General features: G+C 63.4%; 16 protein-coding genes and 1 other RNA gene. 7 read left to right on the forward strand and 10 right to left on the reverse strand.

Features of this window, described 5'->3' with window-relative positions:
• Nucleotides 1-58: 58 nt before the first annotated feature.
• On the reverse strand, nucleotides 59-796 hold the full coding sequence (locus tag JQ574_RS21355; RefSeq protein WP_312017860.1) for a GntR family transcriptional regulator: 738 nt from the start codon (nucleotides 794-796) through the stop codon (nucleotides 59-61).
• A gap of 63 nt (nucleotides 797-859) precedes the next feature.
• On the opposite strand from JQ574_RS21355, the gene JQ574_RS21360 reads away from it, so the two are divergent.
• Nucleotides 860-1,747: a transporter substrate-binding domain-containing protein gene (locus JQ574_RS21360; protein ID WP_212211622.1), complete on the forward strand. Its 888-nt coding sequence runs from the start codon at nucleotides 860-862 to the stop codon at nucleotides 1,745-1,747.
• 26 nt (nucleotides 1,748-1,773) lie between these two features.
• On the opposite strand, the gene JQ574_RS21365 is transcribed toward JQ574_RS21360, so the two are convergent.
• Nucleotides 1,774-3,030 (reverse strand): RNA polymerase sigma factor, encoded by a 1,257-nt coding sequence (locus JQ574_RS21365; protein WP_212211623.1) that lies wholly within the window; start codon nucleotides 3,028-3,030, stop codon nucleotides 1,774-1,776.
• Nucleotides 3,031-3,044: 14 nt separating this feature from the next.
• A complete protein-coding gene (locus tag JQ574_RS21370; protein ID WP_212211624.1) occupies nucleotides 3,045-3,395 on the reverse strand; it encodes a YciI family protein in 351 nt (116 codons plus the stop codon).
• 137 nt (nucleotides 3,396-3,532) lie between these two features.
• Between JQ574_RS21370 and rnpB the strand changes: the two genes are divergently transcribed.
• Nucleotides 3,533-3,950, forward strand: an RNA gene (gene rnpB / locus JQ574_RS21375) — RNase P RNA component class A.
• 65 nt (nucleotides 3,951-4,015) lie between these two features.
• On the opposite strand, the gene JQ574_RS21380 is transcribed toward rnpB, so the two are convergent.
• From JQ574_RS21380 to JQ574_RS21390, 3 genes are all read right to left on the reverse strand, one after another.
• On the reverse strand, nucleotides 4,016-4,744 hold the full coding sequence (locus JQ574_RS21380) for an alpha/beta hydrolase (protein WP_212211625.1): 729 nt from the start codon (nucleotides 4,742-4,744) through the stop codon (nucleotides 4,016-4,018).
• A gap of 112 nt (nucleotides 4,745-4,856) precedes the next feature.
• On the reverse strand, nucleotides 4,857-5,822 hold the full coding sequence (locus JQ574_RS21385) for an AraC family transcriptional regulator (protein WP_212211626.1): 966 nt from the start codon (nucleotides 5,820-5,822) through the stop codon (nucleotides 4,857-4,859).
• Between the two features lie 18 nt (nucleotides 5,823-5,840).
• On the reverse strand, nucleotides 5,841-6,557 hold the full coding sequence (locus JQ574_RS21390) for an alpha/beta fold hydrolase (RefSeq protein ID WP_212211627.1): 717 nt from the start codon (nucleotides 6,555-6,557) through the stop codon (nucleotides 5,841-5,843).
• Between the two features lie 224 nt (nucleotides 6,558-6,781).
• On the opposite strand from JQ574_RS21390, the gene JQ574_RS21395 reads away from it, so the two are divergent.
• Nucleotides 6,782-7,525 carry a sulfite exporter TauE/SafE family protein gene (locus JQ574_RS21395; RefSeq protein WP_212211628.1) on the forward strand — a complete coding sequence of 248 codons (744 nt, stop codon included), beginning with the start codon at nucleotides 6,782-6,784 and terminating at the stop codon, nucleotides 7,523-7,525.
• A gap of 72 nt (nucleotides 7,526-7,597) precedes the next feature.
• Complete coding sequence (locus JQ574_RS21400) at nucleotides 7,598-8,542, forward strand: DMT family transporter (protein ID WP_212211633.1); 945 nt, start codon at nucleotides 7,598-7,600, stop codon at nucleotides 8,540-8,542.
• On the opposite strand, the gene JQ574_RS21405 is transcribed toward JQ574_RS21400, so the two are convergent.
• The 4 genes from JQ574_RS21405 to JQ574_RS21420 form a co-directional block, all read right to left on the reverse strand.
• Complete coding sequence (locus tag JQ574_RS21405; RefSeq protein ID WP_212383826.1) at nucleotides 8,517-9,878, reverse strand: MATE family efflux transporter; 1,362 nt, start codon at nucleotides 9,876-9,878, stop codon at nucleotides 8,517-8,519. The genes JQ574_RS21400 and JQ574_RS21405 overlap by 26 nt on opposite strands.
• Before the next feature lie 61 nt (nucleotides 9,879-9,939).
• Entirely contained in the window at nucleotides 9,940-11,742 is a 1,803-nt protein-coding gene (locus JQ574_RS21410; protein WP_212211635.1) for an ABC transporter ATP-binding protein, read from the reverse strand.
• Between the two features lie 368 nt (nucleotides 11,743-12,110).
• Complete coding sequence (locus JQ574_RS21415) at nucleotides 12,111-13,703, reverse strand: DHA2 family efflux MFS transporter permease subunit (protein WP_212211636.1); 1,593 nt, start codon at nucleotides 13,701-13,703, stop codon at nucleotides 12,111-12,113.
• A gap of 41 nt (nucleotides 13,704-13,744) precedes the next feature.
• On the reverse strand, nucleotides 13,745-15,043 hold the full coding sequence (locus JQ574_RS21420; RefSeq protein ID WP_212211637.1) for an HlyD family secretion protein: 1,299 nt from the start codon (nucleotides 15,041-15,043) through the stop codon (nucleotides 13,745-13,747).
• Between the two features lie 191 nt (nucleotides 15,044-15,234).
• On the opposite strand from JQ574_RS21420, the gene JQ574_RS21425 reads away from it, so the two are divergent.
• The 3 genes from JQ574_RS21425 (at nucleotide 15,235) to JQ574_RS21435 (ending at nucleotide 17,062) form a co-directional block, all read left to right on the forward strand.
• Nucleotides 15,235-15,876, forward strand: coding sequence for a TetR/AcrR family transcriptional regulator (locus JQ574_RS21425; protein ID WP_212211638.1), 642 nt, complete (start codon nucleotides 15,235-15,237; stop codon nucleotides 15,874-15,876).
• Nucleotides 15,877-16,120: 244 nt separating this feature from the next.
• A complete protein-coding gene (locus JQ574_RS21430) occupies nucleotides 16,121-16,375 on the forward strand; it encodes a PilZ domain-containing protein (RefSeq protein ID WP_212211640.1) in 255 nt (84 codons plus the stop codon).
• Nucleotides 16,376-16,576: 201 nt separating this feature from the next.
• Nucleotides 16,577-17,062, forward strand: a complete 486-nt coding sequence (locus JQ574_RS21435) for a peptidoglycan-binding domain-containing protein (RefSeq protein ID WP_212211642.1) — start codon at nucleotides 16,577-16,579, stop codon at nucleotides 17,060-17,062.
• The last annotated feature ends 57 nt before the right edge of the window (nucleotides 17,063-17,119 follow it).

Here is a 17,119-nt window from a genome sequence, read left to right on the forward strand (position 1 = left end):
TCTCCAGGCTGGCTTCCGCCGGCAACGCGATCAGGGCGCGTGCGTGTTGATGCGGTGATCAATCCGGACTTGCATCCCGTGAAGCGTGACGTTGTGCGGACCTCAGCGTTTTCTGCGTCTGCACGATGTGCTCGCGCAAAAGCCGAACGGCTTTTTCAATCTCGCCGGCGCGACACAATTCGAGCAGCTGGTAATGCTCGCGCTGCGGGCGCTCCTTGCCGGTCGCCCGGGACACCAGAGCCCGCGTAAAACGGCTCACGTGACCATAATTTGCTTCGATCATCGCAAGCAGCCGCGGCCGGTTGCACGGCGCGTAGAGCGTTTCGTGGAATCTCCAGTTGAACGCGCCCCACTTTTCCGGATCGGGCTCCTTGTCGTACGACCGGAGGATCTTGTTGGCATCGTCGAGATCAACCTCTCCCATGGCCGGGATAGCAAGGCGCAGCGCATGACATTCAAGTGCGATGCGAATCTCGAGCAGCTCCACAACCTCGTCGATCGACATATCGGATACGACGGCGCCGCGATTGGGCAGGAACGTAACGAACCCCTCGGCCTCCAGCTGCTTGAGCGCTTCCCTCACGGGAATACGGCTCGTGCCGAACCGTTCCGCCAATTCGTCCTGCCTGAGCTGAAACCCGGGCGCAAACTCGCCCAGGCTGATCGCGAGTCTCAGCGCCTCACGGACGGCGTCCGGCGTGGATCCATGTCCCCCGGCCCCTCGGCTCTTTGCGGATACTCCAGGTCCCATCCGGCCTACTCTGTATAAAATCGATTTGTATATTATACAGTTCATGTGTATAAAATCCAGCACAATCGCGTTCAGCAACGGCCGGTCAGCCGAGTAGGGAGTAAGCCCATGAAAGGACTGTTTTATTCATTGATCCTGGCGACCGCGGTCGCTGTCCCCGCCCACGCACAGTCGCCCGGCGGAACGCTGGCCAAAATCAAGGACAGCGGCGAAATCCGGCTCGGGCACCGGGACGTTTCGATCCCGTTTTCGTACCTCGACGACAATCAGAAGCCGGTCGGGTTTGCGATGGACCTCTGCGGAAGGATTGTCGATGCGGTGAAAAGCGAACTCAAGCTTCCTGCCATTCAGACGAAGCTCCAGCCGATCCAGCTTGCCACTCAAATTCCGCTCATTCAAAACGGGACGATCGATATCGTTTGCGGTCCCGCAACCAACACGCTTGAACGGCAGAAAGTCGTGGCCTTCAGCAACACCATCTTCGTCTCCAGCATTCGCGCCGTGGTGAAAAAGGACGCTGCGATCAAAACCTTCGAAGACCTGAGCGGCAAGCCGGTCTCCCTGACGTCAGGTTCAACGTCGATCGCCCTGCTGACGGCGCGAGGCCAGGAGAAGAATTTCCAGACCAGGAACATCCTGTCGGGTGATCATGCCGGATCGTTCCTTGCGCTGACGACGGGCCGCAGCGAGGCCTTCATCATGGACGACATTTTGCTCGCCAGCCTGATCGCCAACAGCCCCGATCCGGACAACTGGCGCATTATCGACGATAGCCTCCGCACCGAACCGTACGGGCTGATTATCCGCAAGGACGATCCGGAGTTCAAAGCGTTGATCGACAAGACGCTGGTCGCGATGATGAAGAGCAATCAGTTTGCGGATCTCTATGCAAAATGGTTCATGAAGCCCATTCCGCCCAAGAACGTGAACCTGAATTTCCCGATGACGCCACCGTTAAAGGACGCGGTCGCCAACCCGACGGACAAGGGAGTCTGATTTATCCCGATCGCGATAAATCTCGCCTAGGCCTTCGCTCCGGCATCGCGGTCCAGCTCTTCCATCCGCCGTGCGTAAAGCCGCCGCAACGGCTCCAGTTGCGTGGCAGCCGTCGCCGCCTGATAGGCTTCGCGCGCCGCATCACGCCGGCCGAGGCGGCGGAGCAGATCGGCGCGGACGGCCGGCAGCAACTCATACCCTTTCAACCCGCCGCGCGCCTCCAGCGCATCGATCAGGTCGAGCGCCCGCGCCGGCCCATCGACCATCGACACCGCGGCGGCATGATTGAGCTCGATCACCGGCGACGGGCTGATCCGCAGCAACACCTCATAGAGGCCGGCGATCTGCGGCCAGTCGGTGTCGTTATAATTCGGCGCACGCGCGTGCAGCGCTGCGATCGCGGCCTGCACCGCATAGGATTGCGGCCGCCCCGGCATCCGCAACGCCTTTTCGACCAGCTTCAAGCCCTCCGCGATCTGGGCCTGATCCCACAGCGAACGGTCCTGCTCTTCGAGCAGCACGATGTCGCCGCCCGCGGTCTCGCGGCCGGCGCGGCGGGAATCGTGGAGCAGCATCAGCGCCAGTAATCCCTTGATCTCGCCGCGGCCGGGCATCAGCGCGTCGAGCAGCCGCACCAGCCGGATCGCTTCGCGGGCCAGATCAGGCCGCATCAGATCTTCGCCCGAGGTCGCGACATAGCCTTCGGTAAAGACCAGGTAGATCACCGCGAGCACGCCGCGCAGGCGCGGCTCCAGCGCTTCGCGTTCCGGCACTTCGTAGGCGATGCCGGCGAGGCGGATCTTCTGCTTGGCGCGCACCAGCCGCTGCGCCATGGCGTCCTCGCTCGCGAGAAACGCGCGCGCGACCTGCGCCGTCGAGAGCCCGCACACCGTACGCAGCGTCAGCGCCACCTGCACTTCCGCCGCAAAGGACGGATGGCAGCAAATGAAGATCAGCCGCAACATGTCGTCGTCGAGCACATTGTCGGCGGCCTCGTCAAGCGCCGACGCATTGAGCAGGATTTCGCGCGTCAGCTCCTGCTGCTTGTCGCGAAACGCGGCGTTGCGGCGGACGCGATCGATGGCCTTGTTGCGCCCGACATTGACCAGCCAGGCGCGCGGATTGGACGGCATTTCGGCAACGGACCAGCGCTCCAGCGCCACCGCGAAGGCGTCCTGCAGCGCATCCTCGGCGAGATCGAAATCGCCGACGAGGCGGATCAGGGTCGCCAGCGCCCTGCCCGCCTCGTCGCGGAAGATTTTTTCGATCTCAAGCGGCGTCATCGGCGTACTTGCCGTCAATCATAAACCATGATCGGCCGCACCTCGATCGAACCTTTCCTGGCCTCGGGAATGCGCGCGGCGATGGCGAGCGCGGTGTCGAGATCCTTGGCCTCGACCAGGTAATAGCCGGCGAGCTGTTCGCGCGTTTCCGCGAACGGACCGTCGGTCGTGAGCGTCTTGCCGTCGCGGACGCGCACGGTGGTCGCCGTCGTCGTCGGCTGCAAGCCGTCGCCGGCCTTGAAGTGGCCGCTCTGGATGATAGATTGCGTGAACGCGCCATATTCCGCCGACATTTCCTTGCGCGCCGCCGCATCCATTTTGCCGAACTCGGCTTCGCTCCGATAGATCATCAACAGATACTGCATCGCTCTACTCCTCTTGATCGGCTGGATCGCCGACACCCAGTCGAACGGGCCGGACGCGAAACGACATCTTCAGGATAGTTTATTTTCGCGCGTTTCGTGGCTTGACGCCACGCCGCCCAGCGCCCATGCGTAAGGGGTCAGTCGGCCGGACGGCCGCTCCCGCTACGGCCGAAAGGCTGCGGGAGAGGAAAGTCCGGGCTCCATCGACATACGGTGCCGGATAACGTCCGGCGGGGGCGACCCCAGGGAAAGTGCCACAGAGAACGAACCGCCTTCTCCTCCGGAGGAGGCAAGGGTGAAAAGGTGCGGTAAGAGCGCACCGCGGGTCCGGCAACGGAACCGGCATGGCAAACCACACCGGGAGCAAAACCGAATAGGGACGGCACCGCGGGCAGTTCGCGAAAGCGAAAACGCCGCAGGGCAATGTCAGGCTCGCCGTCCGGGTAGGTTGCTCGAGGCCATGTGCAAACATGGTCCCAGAGGAATGGCCGTCACGTATCACTCGCGAAAGTGAGTGGTGCCCTACAAAACCCGGCTTACAGGCCGGCTGATGTTTCTAAAATGAGGGGTTCGGCGTAACGCGCCGGACCCCTCGCCATCTTCAGGAGTGCGCAACGATCCTAGTCGCGCGCCGCTTCCTCAATCGCCTGCGCCAGCCGCGCCGGACTGCTGAAGAACATTTCATGGCTGCCATCGCACTCGACGAGGCGAAACAGGCCGAGGCGCTCCGACAGCCGCGGATGCCAGGGCAGGCTGTGCGGCAAGGCGATGTCCTGCCGGCAATTGACGTAGGACTTGCCGACCGGCAGCTCCGCTAGCGGACGCTTCAAAGCAATCTTGTCGGTGAATGTCCGGTAAGGATGCGGGTTGAGTTTGGCGTACGCGGACTTTGCCAGTTCGAGGTCGGCGTCGTTGATGAAAGCATCGCGCCAGATTTCGAACGGCAGCATGACCGCGTTCTTGTTGGCGGCCGCCACCGCATCGAACAGCCCGACATAATGCGGCGGCACCATGTCGTTGAGACATTGTCCGTCCAGCGGGACGAAGGCATTGACATAGACGAGACGCTTGATGCGATCCGTCAGCCGGTCGGCGACGCCCGAAATCAGCATTCCCCCATAGCTGTGGCCAACCAGCCAGATGTCCCGCAGGTTGTTGGTTTCGATGTAGCTGGTAACCGACGCGATTGCCTGTTCCAGCCCGATCTTGTCGCGATCGTCGCCCGCATTGTTGCCGGCAACCGTCGGGCAATGCACGGCATGGCCGTATTTGCGCAAGTGCCCGGCGACCGCATCCATTTCGGCACCGGTGTGCCACGCGCCGTGTACAAGGACGTAAAGGCCTGCCATTTCCGTCTCCCCCGTTATGGAAGTGGATTTGATAGGTCCGGCAGGTTATGCCGGATGGCCGGATTAAGCCACCATCATCGCCGATTTGCGCCATGGTCTTTGCCTGAACGGGTCAGCGCTGTCGCCTGAATGCGGCCGGTGTCATGCCGAGATATCTGCGGCATTGGCGAATGAAATGGGACGGATCGGACAGGCCGACGCGCAATCCTATCCCGCCGACGCCGATGTGATCGAACCGCGCTTCACTCAGCAACCTGCGCGCGACCGCCATCCTGCAGTCGTTCAGCATGCCGCTAAACGTCAGGCCTGACTTGTTGAGGCAGCGATGCACCGTCCGCTCCGAAACCCGCAGATGCTCCGCGACGGAAGCGGCCGTCAATCCCGGTTCGGCGTAGAGCAACCGGATGGCGCGGCCGATCTGATCCAGCAGGTTGTCAGCCTCGCGCCGCTCCGACGGCGTGGCTGGAATCTCGCTGCCCGCCGCCAGCGCCAGCAGGCCGCCGAGCTGGTCGGTGAGAACCTGCGCGGGCAGCGGCAGGTCGACCGCCAGATGGGGTGATAATTGGCACGCAAATGCGCTGAGCGCCGCGCCCCAGCCGGTGCGCCCGTCGATCCGCTGCCCGGTCCGCCGTTCCGGGTCGGTGACCCACGATTCGACCCACGCGATCGGCAACTCCAGCGACAGCGTGTTCGCAGTCACCGGAAAATTGAATTCATAGCAGCGCCGGGAATCCAGCAACACGAGATCGTGCGGCTGCATCATCGACCGATGGCCGTTCTGCATCACCGTCCAGTCGTTGTCGGTCTTGCAGAGAAGGTAGTAGTAGTTCGACGCACTACGCCCGAGGCTGGCTTTCCTGCGGTAGACGTGCTGCGCCGAGCCCTCGACACGGTTGATGCCGATGGTGTCGAGTTGCCCGCGCTGGACCGAGCAGTCGAAGCCCGACCGGACCTGCGTGGTGATATCCATCTCGAGAAAGCATTCGCAGACGGCGCCGATCCAGTAGTCCAGCCGCCGTTCCGGCTCGACCAGGCCGGTCGACCATTTCTCGATGACTGCCGCCGTCCTGGCCACCATGGCTCGACCTCCCCAATCCTACGCCACGATCTTCTCCAACAGCGCCATCAGCGCTTCCGGCGCGGTGACGTTCGGCGCGTGGCTGGCATCGATCTCGAAATAGCGCCACGCCGGATCGCTCTTTGTCTTCCTCGCAAACGGACCGAACGTATCGGCCGGCGGGAAGCGGGTGGCGTAGATATAGCTTCGCGGCAATGTCAGCCTGCCGCCTTGCAGCTTGAGCCTGGTCTCGAAGCATTTGACCGGCATCGGGGCGCGGCGCGCGGCCAGCCATTCGACGTCTTCAGCCGCGGTGTCCGGCGGCGACGTCATCGGCGGGATGCGCCAGCCATCCCCCTTCTTCGCGCCATCCAGCATCGGCTGCCGGCCCGGCTCGTTGATGTCGAACAGCGACTGTCCGTCTTCCGGCACGAAGGCGTCGACGTAGATCAGCTGCGTAACGCGATCCCTGGCACGATCGGCGACGCCGGTCGCGACCATTCCGCCATAGCTGTGGCCGACCAGCACGATGTCGCGCATATCCTCATATTTGATGACATTGAGCATGTCCTCGATATGGGTTTCGAGATCGATCGAGGGGTTTGCCAGATGCGCACGTTCGCCAAGCCCGGTGTAGCTCGGCGTCACCAGGTGATGCCCCGCGGCGCGCATCAGCGGGTGCATCTTCCTCCACGCCCAGCCCGCCGACCACGCGCCGTGACAGACAAGGAAGGTCTTTGCGGAGGTTGAGCTCATCGAGGCATTTCCATGATTGTTGTTGAAGGCTTGAATTGCGATAGTACCTGTTGGCGTGGGCGTGTAAATATTCGCACCCAATCAACCGTCATTCCGGGATGCGCCTCTTGGCGCAGGCCCGGAATCCATAACCACGATCGGAGTATGGATTCCGGGCTCGTCGCTTCGCGCCGCCCTCAGATGCGCAATTGCGCATCGGGGAATGACGAAGGAGAGAAGAAAAATTGGAAACGTCCACTTACGCGCTGTTGCTTTTTGGCGCGCTCGCCGGGGGCTTCGTGTCCGGCCTTGCCGGTTTCGGAACGGCGCTGATGGCGCTGGGGATCTGGCTCTATGTGCTGCCGCCGTCGCTGGCCGTCCCCCTGGTGCTGATCTGCTCGGTCAGCTCGCAGATCTCGACGCTGCCGACGATGTGGAAGGTTCTCGACTTCAAACTGGCCGCGCCGTTCGTCATCGGCGGGCTCGCCGGCATGCCGATCGGCGCGCTGCTGGTCGCGCAGGCCGAGCCGCAAATATTCAAATTGAGCGTCGGGGTGATGCTGCTGGTGTTTCCCGCCGCGCTGTTTTTCGTCCGCAAGCCGATGGCATTCGCCTTCGGCGGCCGGCCGGCGGACGCTGCCGTCGGATTTGCCGGCGGCATCCTGGGCGGCCTCGCCGGGCTGTCCGGCCCGCTGCCGACCCTGTGGGCCAGCGTGCGCGGCTGGACCAAGGACCAGCGCCGCGGCGTATTCCAGATCTTCAACGGCAGCGTGCTCGGCGCCGCCTTGCTGCTGCAGATCGTCAGCGGTTTCGTCAAGACCGAAGTGTTCTGGCTCGCGCTGCTGGCGCTGCCGGGCACGCTGATCGGCGCATGGATCGGCGCGCGGACCTATCGGGCCCTGAGCGACCGCAATTTCTACGACATCGTGCTCGGCTTGCTGTTTCTGTCCGGGCTCGCACTGGTGTGGAGCAGTATTGCTCCGAGCTAGCGGCGCATGGCCGCCATGTGCTCCGAGTAGATTGCTGTACGCTGATCTGGAAAACAGTTATCCAATCGCTTCATGACCTCTCCAACTTTTTCACGCGCACGTCTCGGTCTGTTGCTGGGTTTTGTCGGCGTGCTGATTTTTGGCGGTACGCTGCCGGCGACGCGGCTCGCGGTGTCGGCAATTGATCCGATTGCACTGACCTCGCAGCGCACACTGATCGCCGGAATATGCTCGCTGATATTGCTGGTCGCGTTACGCCGCCCGCTGCCGCCGCGCGCGCTGTGGCCGCAACTGGTCATCACCATGATCTGCGTCGCCATCCTGTTTCCGTTCCTGATGTCGGTGGGGGTGCAGACCGTCGACGCTTCGCATGGCGGCGTGGTGTTCGGGATCATGCCGATCGCCACCGCCCTGGTGGCGGTCATGATCACCCACGAACGGCCGCGGCCGCTGTTCTGGATCGCCTCGTTCGCGGGCGCCGGATTGGTGATTGCGTTTGCGCTGCGGCAAGGCGGCGGCGAACTGTCGGTCGGCGATTTATACTTGCTTGCTGCGGTGGTCGTGTCCGGCATCGGCTACGCCTTCTCCGGCCGGCTCACCGCGCAGATGCCGGGCTGGGAAGTCATCAGCTGGGTGCTGGTGATCGCATTGCCGCTCTCGATTCCGGCGGCCGCGCTGACGATGCCGGCTGATCTCACCAGCATCCCCCTAAAACCGTGGCTCGGGCTGCTCTACGTCGCGCTGTTCTCGCAATGGATCGGCTTCTTTGCCTGGAATGCCGGCATGGCGATGGGCGGCATCGCGCGAGTGTCGCAGGTGCAATTGCTGCAGCCCTTCGTGGTGTTTGCACTCGCAGCCGTATTCAACGACGAGACCATCACGCCGCAGATCGTGCTGTTCGCTGCCGGCGTGGTCGCGACCGTCGCGATCTCGACCCGCACGCGCGGGCACAAAGCGCCGGATCGTTCGAAGCTGACGTCCGTTCCAGGCGTCACTCCGCCGGCAACGCCGACTTGAGCGGCGCCAGCCGTTTCCTGAACTCCAGATGCAGCAGCCACAAACTCAACGCGGCCTGCAGCGTCGTCGACAGGTTCGACAGGTACCACGCATACTCAATGCGAAGACCTGGCCTTGCCGACAGCCAGAGCACCGGCAAGGCGTAGGTGATCAGACGTATGCCGGAACTCAGCAGCACCGGTTTGGTGTTGCCCAGTCCCTGAAACATGCTGGAGCACACGAAGTTGAATCCCTGCGCGACGAGATTGAGCGAGACCAATTGCAGGAACACGATTGCGACCGCGATCGTCTGAGCGTCGCTCGCGAAGCCGCCGAGCAGCAGCCCGGGCCAGCATTGCGCCAGGATCGTGAAAGCGATCATCACCAACGTGGCGATCAGTGCTGCCTTGGTGAAGGTTTCCTTCACGCGTGCGGCGTTGCCGGCGCCAAAATTCTGCCCGGCGATCGGTCCGGCGGCGAGCGCAATCGCCAGTGCCGGCATCTGGATGAGGCCGAGCACACGCGTCCCGATGCCAAATCCAGCCTGCGCCGCCGCGCCAAAGTCGCGTAACGCGTAATAGATCACGCCCATCCAGAGGAATATGATCGCGAACTCACCGCCGGCCGGCAGACCGACATTGAGGATGCGCGTCCACTGCCGGATCCGCGGGCGCAGTTGCGCGGGATTGAGGCCGACGTAGCGCTCCAGTCTTCGAAAATACATCCACAGCATCAGCGCGCCGATCAGCACCGCAATTGAACTCGCAAGGCCTGCGCCCGCGACGCCGAGCGCGAGGCCGGTGCCCCAGCCGGAGATCAGGACCGGCGCCAGCGCAATATTGATGATCACCGCGAGCACCTGCACGATCATGCTGGGCCGCACGATACCGGTACCTCGCAGCGCGGCCGCCATCACCTGCGTGGCGAATTGCAACGCCAAAGCGGGCATGAACCAAAGCAGATACGTCGTGCCGGCCTCGACGGTGGCCTCGTCGGCGGCGACCATGCGCATGTAACCGCCAGCGAATGCGGATCCTGCCACCCATGTCAGCAGCCCGCACGCGGCCGCCAGGCCGAGCGACTGGTTGAACACCAGATTGGCGTCGGCCTGATCCTTGCGGCCCACAGCATGCGAAATGAGCGCGACGGTGCCCACCCCCAGGACCTGCATCAGGCCGTTGATGAGAAATGCCAGATTGCCCGCCGCCGCCACACCCGCGACGGCGGCATCACCAAGCCCGGCCACGAAATACAGATCGACGAGCTGGCAGATCATGATCGTGATCATGCCGGCGACGATCGGTGGCGCCATGCTCAGGATGTGGCTCACGATGGAGCCCTGCGTAAGGTCTTTCATTTCAAATCCGCCCCCGGCGCGCGACCTTGGAACATCCCAAGGCCGCGCGCCGCAATGTCATTTACTCCGCCGCCGTAATGCGGCCGAACTCCGTCGCCTGCCGCTCGAACAATCCGCGATAGATGCCGCCGGCGCGCGCCGTCAGCATCGCGTGGGTGCCCTGCTCGACGATCTTGCCGCGATCGAACACCAGGATGCGGTCGAGGCTGCGCACCGTCGACAGCCGGTGTGCGATCACGATCGAGGTGCGGCCTTTCATCAGCCGTTCCATCGCCTGCTGGATCAGGCCTTCGGACTCCGAGTCGAGGCTGGAAGTCGCCTCGTCCAGGATCAGCACCGGCGCATCGGCCAGGAAGGCACGCGCCAATGCGACGCGCTGCCGCTCGCCGCCCGACAGCTTGACGCCGCGTTCACCGACCAGCGTGCCGTATCCCTTCGGCAGCCGCAGGATGAACTCGTGCGCGTTCGCCAACCTTGCTGCCTGCTCGACCGCGGCCATACTGGCGCCCGGCCTGCCATAGGCGATGTTCTCGGCCAATGATCGATGAAACAGGATCGGCTCCTGCTGCACGATCGCGATCTGGCTGCGTAGCGAGTGCTGCGTCGCTTTCGCAATGTCCTGACCGTCGATCAGGATCTTGCCGCCGCCGATGTCGTAGAGCCGCTGCACCAGCTTGACGAACGTCGTCTTGCCCGACCCCGAACGACCGACCAGGCCGACGCGCTCGCCGGCACGGATGTCCACCGACAGGCCGTCATAGAGCGGATCGCGATGGCCGCCGTAATGGAACGTCACGGCGTCGAACACGATGCGGCCGCCCTGGATGTCGATCGGCTTCGCGTCAGGCGCATCCGCAATGCCGATCGGCTCGGCGTGGATCGCGACCAGCTCCTCCATGTCGTTCACCGAACGCTGAAGATTGTTGATGTGCATGCCGACGTCGCGCAGGTACGCATGGATGATGTAATAGCTGGTCAAGACATAGGTGACGTCGCCCGGCGTGGCGCGGCCCGCGATCCACAGCAGGATCGCGCCGCCGATCACGGACGTGCGAAAACACAGCAGCACCGCGAGCTGCGCCGTCGAGGTGTAGTTGTAGCGTATCCAGGTCCGCCGCACGCGCCTGCCCCAGCGGCCGATGACGCCGGACAGCCGCCCGTCCTCGCGCGCTTCCGCGCCAAAGGATTTCACCACCGCGTTACACGTCAGCGCATCCGCCAGCGTACCCCCGACCTTGGTGTCCCAGGCGTTGGAGACGCGCGCGGCCGGTGCGATGTAATTCATCGAGAACGCGATCGTCATCGCGACATAGATCACCGTGCCGACCGCAATCACCGCCCCGAGCGAGGGCCAGTGCAGCCCGAGCAGGATCATCGAGCCCAGCAGCACCGTCAGCGACGGCGCCAGCGCCATCAGGATGGTGTCGTTGAGCAGATCGAGCGCCCACATGCCGCGGGTGATCTTGCGCACGGTGGACCCGGCGAAGCTGTTGGCGTGCCAATCGGTCGAGAAGCGCTGCACCCGCATGAAGGCGTCGCGCGACACGTCGGACATGATCTTCAGCGTGAACGGCACGATCGCCTGCAGGCCGATCAGCCGCAGCACCATCGACAGCGCGCCCAGCGCCACGATGCCGCCAAAGGCGATCATCGCCGCGCGTCGCGCGGCGGGATCAGACGCGCCTTGCGTCAGCGCGTCGACCAGATGGCCGGAGAACAGCGGCATGAACAGGTCGGCCGCTGTCGCACCCAGCAGACCGCCGGCAACGACGCTGGCGCGGCCGGGCTGTTCGAGCCAGTGCCGGAACACGAACGGGATCACCACGCGTATCGCGGCGGGACGCTTGTCGGTTTGAACGGTCATGGCCTCATCCGGCACCGCTTGCGCGCATGCCGGCTCCATTTGAAAGGACGCACGGACGGCACAGGGCCGAACGCAAGCGTCGTTGAAAAAAACGGTAACTCGTTGAGATGTTTTGAAGATCGGGGAAGCTTGGGATGATCGGGACGTCAGGCCCGATCAGAGCTGGCGAAAAGTGGCCTCAGAGGCCCGATACGGCGTCCAGCATAGGCATCGAACGCAAGCGGGCGGTCTGCGAATTAGACGAAATCATGCAAATCCTCCCCGGTTCGAGCGACAATGCGCAAGCTTATAAATGCATCACGGGTGATTTGCAATATGACAACCGCGTGAGCGCGCGAAATCAATCAACGCAAGGTTCAGTGCCCAATTCAATGCCCTGAGCCACCGCCCGCCGCCAGCGCCGGCGGCTTGTTCAGCAGCACGACCAGAAGGCTGAGGCCGACATAGAACACTGCCAGCATGAAGAAGGCGTCGCCGAACCCCATCACTACCGCCTGGCGGTGGACGATCTGCGATAATTGCTTCATCGCCATTCGCGCGGCGTCGCCCATGCCCTGCATGCGCTGGGTAAGCATGTTGAGCGTCTCCACGGCGGTGGCGTTGCCCCAGTTCATGCGGTCGTGCAGGCGGGAGATATGCAGGTCGGTGCGCTCGTTCAGCACCTGGTTGATCAGCGCGAGCCCCACCGCGCCGCCGAGATTGCGCGTCAGGTTGAACAGGCCGGAGGCGTTCTTGACCCGCTCCGGCGCCAGCGTGCCGAGCGCGATGGTGTTGGTCGGCACCATCGCGAACATCATGCCGACGCCGCGCAGGATCTGCGGGACCAGCAGCTCGTAGAAATCATATTCGCGGGTGATCCATGTCATCAAATAGGAGCCGAGCGCGAAGCTGCAAAGCCCGAAGGCGATGAGGTAACGCATGTCGACCTTGGTCATCAGCCGTCCGACGAGCGGCGCGGTGAGGAACATGGCGACGCCTGAGACGAACATGGTCTCGCCGATCATCAGCGCGCTGTAGCCGCGCACTTCGGCAAGATAACGCGGATAAACATAGGTCAGGCCGTACAGCCCGATGCCGACGCAGAACGAGATCAGGCAGCCGATGGCGAAGTTGCGGTCGCCGAACGTCCTGATGTCGACGATCGGCTCATGCGCGGTCAGCACGCGCCAGAAAAACGCGATTCCCGAGACGAGGCAGACGGCGGCGCAGACTGCGACCGAGGTATCCTGCAGCCACTGATATTGCGGGCCTTCCTCGAGCACGTATTCGAGCGAGCCGAGGAAGCCCGCCATGAACAGCAGGCCCCACCAGTCGAAATGTTCGAGCAGCTTGAAGTTCGGCTCGTCGAAATCGACCAGGATCAAGACGCCGATGGTGATGCCGATGCCCGGAATGATGTTGATGAAGAACAGCCAGTGCCACGACATCAGGTCGGTGATGTAGCCGCCGACCGTCGGACCGATCGTCGGCGCCAGCGTCGCCACCAGGCCGATGATCGGGCCGACGATGTAGAATTTCGAACGCGGAAACACCGTATAGGCGGAGGCGAACACGGTCGGGATCATGCCGGCGCCGAGAAATCCCTGCAGCGCGCGCCACACGATCATCTGCTCGATCGTGGAGGCGAAACCACAGAAGAAGCTCGCGATGGTGAAGCCGGAGGCGGAAATCGCAAACAGCAGGCGGGTGCCGAACGCACGCGACAGGAACCCGGAAAGCGGAATCGCGATCACCTCGGCGATCAGATACGAAGTCTGCACCCACGACACTTCGCTCGAGCTTGCCGAAAGCCCGGCCTGGATCTCGTTCAGCGATGCCGAGACGATCTGGATGTCCAGGATCGACATGAACATCCCGAACACCATGATGAGGAACGCAAACAGCCGCCGCGGCGGGATGCGCTCGTCCGGCACGCTGGCGGCTGGTATCATCGACGGCGATGCGGTGGTGGCGTCTGCCATGATCTGCTCAGGACGCGCCGGGCTCCCCCTGCGCTGAAAAATTACTTCGGATGCAGCATCGGCGATGCGTCGAGGTCGGCCTCGTTGTCGGCATCGGCGGCGCCGTCACGGGTGTTGACGGTAGTGTAGACCGACATGCCCGCGCGCAGCAGGTTTTGCTTCGCGACATCTTTCGGCACGCGAATGCGCACCGGCAGCCGCTGCACGATCTTGGTGAAGTTGCCGGTGGCGTTATCGGGCGGCAGCAGCGTGAACACCGAGCCCGCCGCGGGCGAGATGCTGTCGACCACGGCGGCGAACTTGCGATGGCCGTAGGCATCCACGGAAATCGTCACGGGCTGCCCGGGACGGATGCGCTTGAGCTGGGTTTCCTTGTAGTTGGCGTCGATGAAGACGTCGTTGAGCGGCACCACATTGCCGAGGCGCTGGCCGGCCTGGATGTAGTCACCGGTGTTGACGATGCGGTTGGAGAAGGTGCCGTCGACCGGCGCACGCACCGCGGTGAATGCAAGATCGCGCTCGGCCTTGGCCAGCGTGGTCTGCAACTCCGCCAGCTGGGCGCGGGCCTCGTTCTGCTGCGCCCTGGTCACCTCGACATTGTCGCGCGCGGCATCAAAGGCCGCCTGCGCCGATTTCACCTGCGCGACACCCTGATCGCGGCCGGCTTCGGAAACTTCAAACGTGGCGCGCGAGGCAAAGCCTTTGGTGCTCAGCGCCTGCTGACGGTCGAAGTCGAGACCTGCGCGCTTCAGCGCCGCTTCCGCGGAGACGAGTTGCGCCTTGGCCTGCTCGACCGCGCTTTCCATCGCCGCCACCTGACGGCCGATACGGTCGATGGTGGCCTGCTGGGTCGCGATTTTGGTGCGCGCGGCATCCACGGCGATCCGGTAATCGCCGTCATCGATCCTGTAGATCACGTCGCCGGCGCGAACGATTGAATTGTCTGTCGGAATGATCGCCGCGATATGGCCCGCGACCCGCGCACCCAGTGTGGTGTTGTTGGCACGCACATAGGCGTCGTCGGTCGAGATATAAAAGCGTCCGATGAATGTGTAGTAGACGCCGTAGCTGACGGCCGCGAGTGCCAGCAACGCGAACACGCCCATCATCACGAATTTGCGTTTGCCGGATTTCGGCGCGGCGGGTTGTGCGGCATCGGCGGGCGCGGCGGTTGCCGGCGCGCCCGGAGCAGTTGCCGGCTGGCGCCTGGTTTCTTCTGCAACGTGAGTTCGAAGCTGGTCGGCCAACTGGGCGGGGTCGCGCGCGGCCTCGCCTTCGGTCGCTTCTCCCTCGGGCTGCTGCCGAGCGACGCGTGCGGCCTGATCTCTCGCTGCGGCCATACCCCGGCCTCCCCATTACTCATGCACGGCGCAGACGCAGCCGAAACCCGGCCGTGAAGGCACCGTCACTTGCAACATTTAGCATTGACCGAACCGTTCGGTCAATATACATTTGCGTGAGGGGGACCATAGAGCGAGAAACCCTTCCGGTATCTAACTCAGGTTGAAATCTTTCCCGAGAAGATAAACCAATGGTTGCAGACACTTCGAACCCGCTTGATGTCGTGATCGACGAGGATTCCTCGAAGCGCCGCCAGATCCTCGACGGCGCGCGAAAGGTGTTCCTGGATCTCGGGTTCGACGGCGCCAGCATGGGCGAGATCGCGCGCTCCGCCGGCGTCTCCAAGGGAACGCTCTACGTCTACTTCGCCGACAAGCACCGCCTGTTCGAAGCCATCGTCGAGGAAGAATCGATCGAACAGGGCAAGACCGCATTCAATTTCGATCCCGACCGCGGCGTCGACATCACGCTGCCGGAATTCGGCCGGGCCTACATCCAGGTGCTTTGTCGGCCCGGCGGCGGCTCGGCGATCCGCACCGTGATGTCGATTGCGGAGCGCATGCCGGACGTCGGCCGCAGATTTTACGACAATGTGCTGGCCCGCACCGTCAATCGCTTCGCCGCCTATCTGGAGGCGCGGGGACGGCTCGGCGAACTCGTGATCGACGATTACGAACTGGCGGCCTGGCAATTCATGCAGATGTGCCAGGCGACGCTGTTTCAGGCTTTCATCTTCCAGGCCAAGCCCTCACCGTCGCCAGAGCAGATCGCAACCGTCGTCGACAGCGCGACGCGGGTGTTTCTGACGGCGTATCGGGCGAAACGGGACTGAGGGCGACTGTAGCTTCCTACAAAGACTGTCATCCCCGCGCAGGCGGGGATCCAGTACGCCGCGGCTTCTCGGTTCAATCATTACCGTCTCTGGGATACTGGGTCGCCCGCCTTCGCGGGCGATGACAGTTGAGTGCGTGTGCTCATGCGGGTGCATCTCCACCCCGCCCTACCGTTCCTTCAAATTGTCCGCAATCGCAACCACGCGCCACCTCTCCGCGTTTGACCCGTGGGAGATATGTGCCATGGCAATTTTCGGTCGAAAGCCCCGGCCCTCTCGCCGGCGAACCAACCAGCCTGCATGGATGACCATCGACGGCAGTTTTGCCGCGCGTCAATGCACCGTCATCGACATTTCGGAAGGCGGTGCGCGATTGCGGGTGGAAGACCCGCAATTCGTCAAGCCGCATTTTCATCTGAAATTCGACCGGGCCTCCCCGGGCAGGGCCTGCAAGGTCGCCTGGAAGAAAGGCGACCTGATCGGGATCAAATTCGTTTAGGGCGGGACGCCACCGCCTGCTTGCGCCGACCGCTGCGCGGCTGCGCGCGATGCGGTGCAACAATCCGCGCACGCCATGGAACAAGTGTTCCCGCCAATAGTTGCCAGCGACGAAACCAAAATCGACCATTGATTCAAAAGCCGGGTTCGTATTTGCACCGACGCAGGCTCTCGAAGCGAGAGACTCGGGGGAAGAATAGCCATGCGTGTCGTTATCCTGGCATTGTCGATCCTGGGAATTCTCGCCTGCTCGGATGCCGCCAGGGCCGGCCCAAGCACGACCACGCGCGATTCGACGACCTCGGTCGATGAGGCGGTCTTCACCGACGAAGCAACCCAGGCAACCGAAGACCGGATCGGCCTCGACAAGCGAAAGCGCCGCGACCTGCAGCGCCGGCTGACCCGGCTCGGCTTCGACACCAGGGCCAACGGAAAGTTCGACGCGCGGACCCGCGCCGTCATCACGCGCTGGCAGGCCGCGCGCGACTATCCCAAGACCGGCTTCCTCAACCCGTTGCAGCATCAGGCGCTCCTGAACGAGTCCGCCTCGACGGCGAACGCCAGCGTCCGCGAAAATGGCAAGTCGGGTAACGAACGTCGAGCCCGTCGACGCGGCGGAAGCAATCCGGTTGGCGTGATCGGCGGCGTCGTTGGCGGCGTGGTCGGCGGAATTTTCGGACGCCGGTGATCCGTAAATGGTCGTGGGCTTGAACCCGGCCGCCGCGACCGGCAGCGAGACGTGGGG

This window comes from Bradyrhizobium sp. AUGA SZCCT0158 (assembly GCF_018130065.1).
Taxonomy (GTDB): Bacteria; Pseudomonadota; Alphaproteobacteria; order Rhizobiales; family Xanthobacteraceae; genus Bradyrhizobium.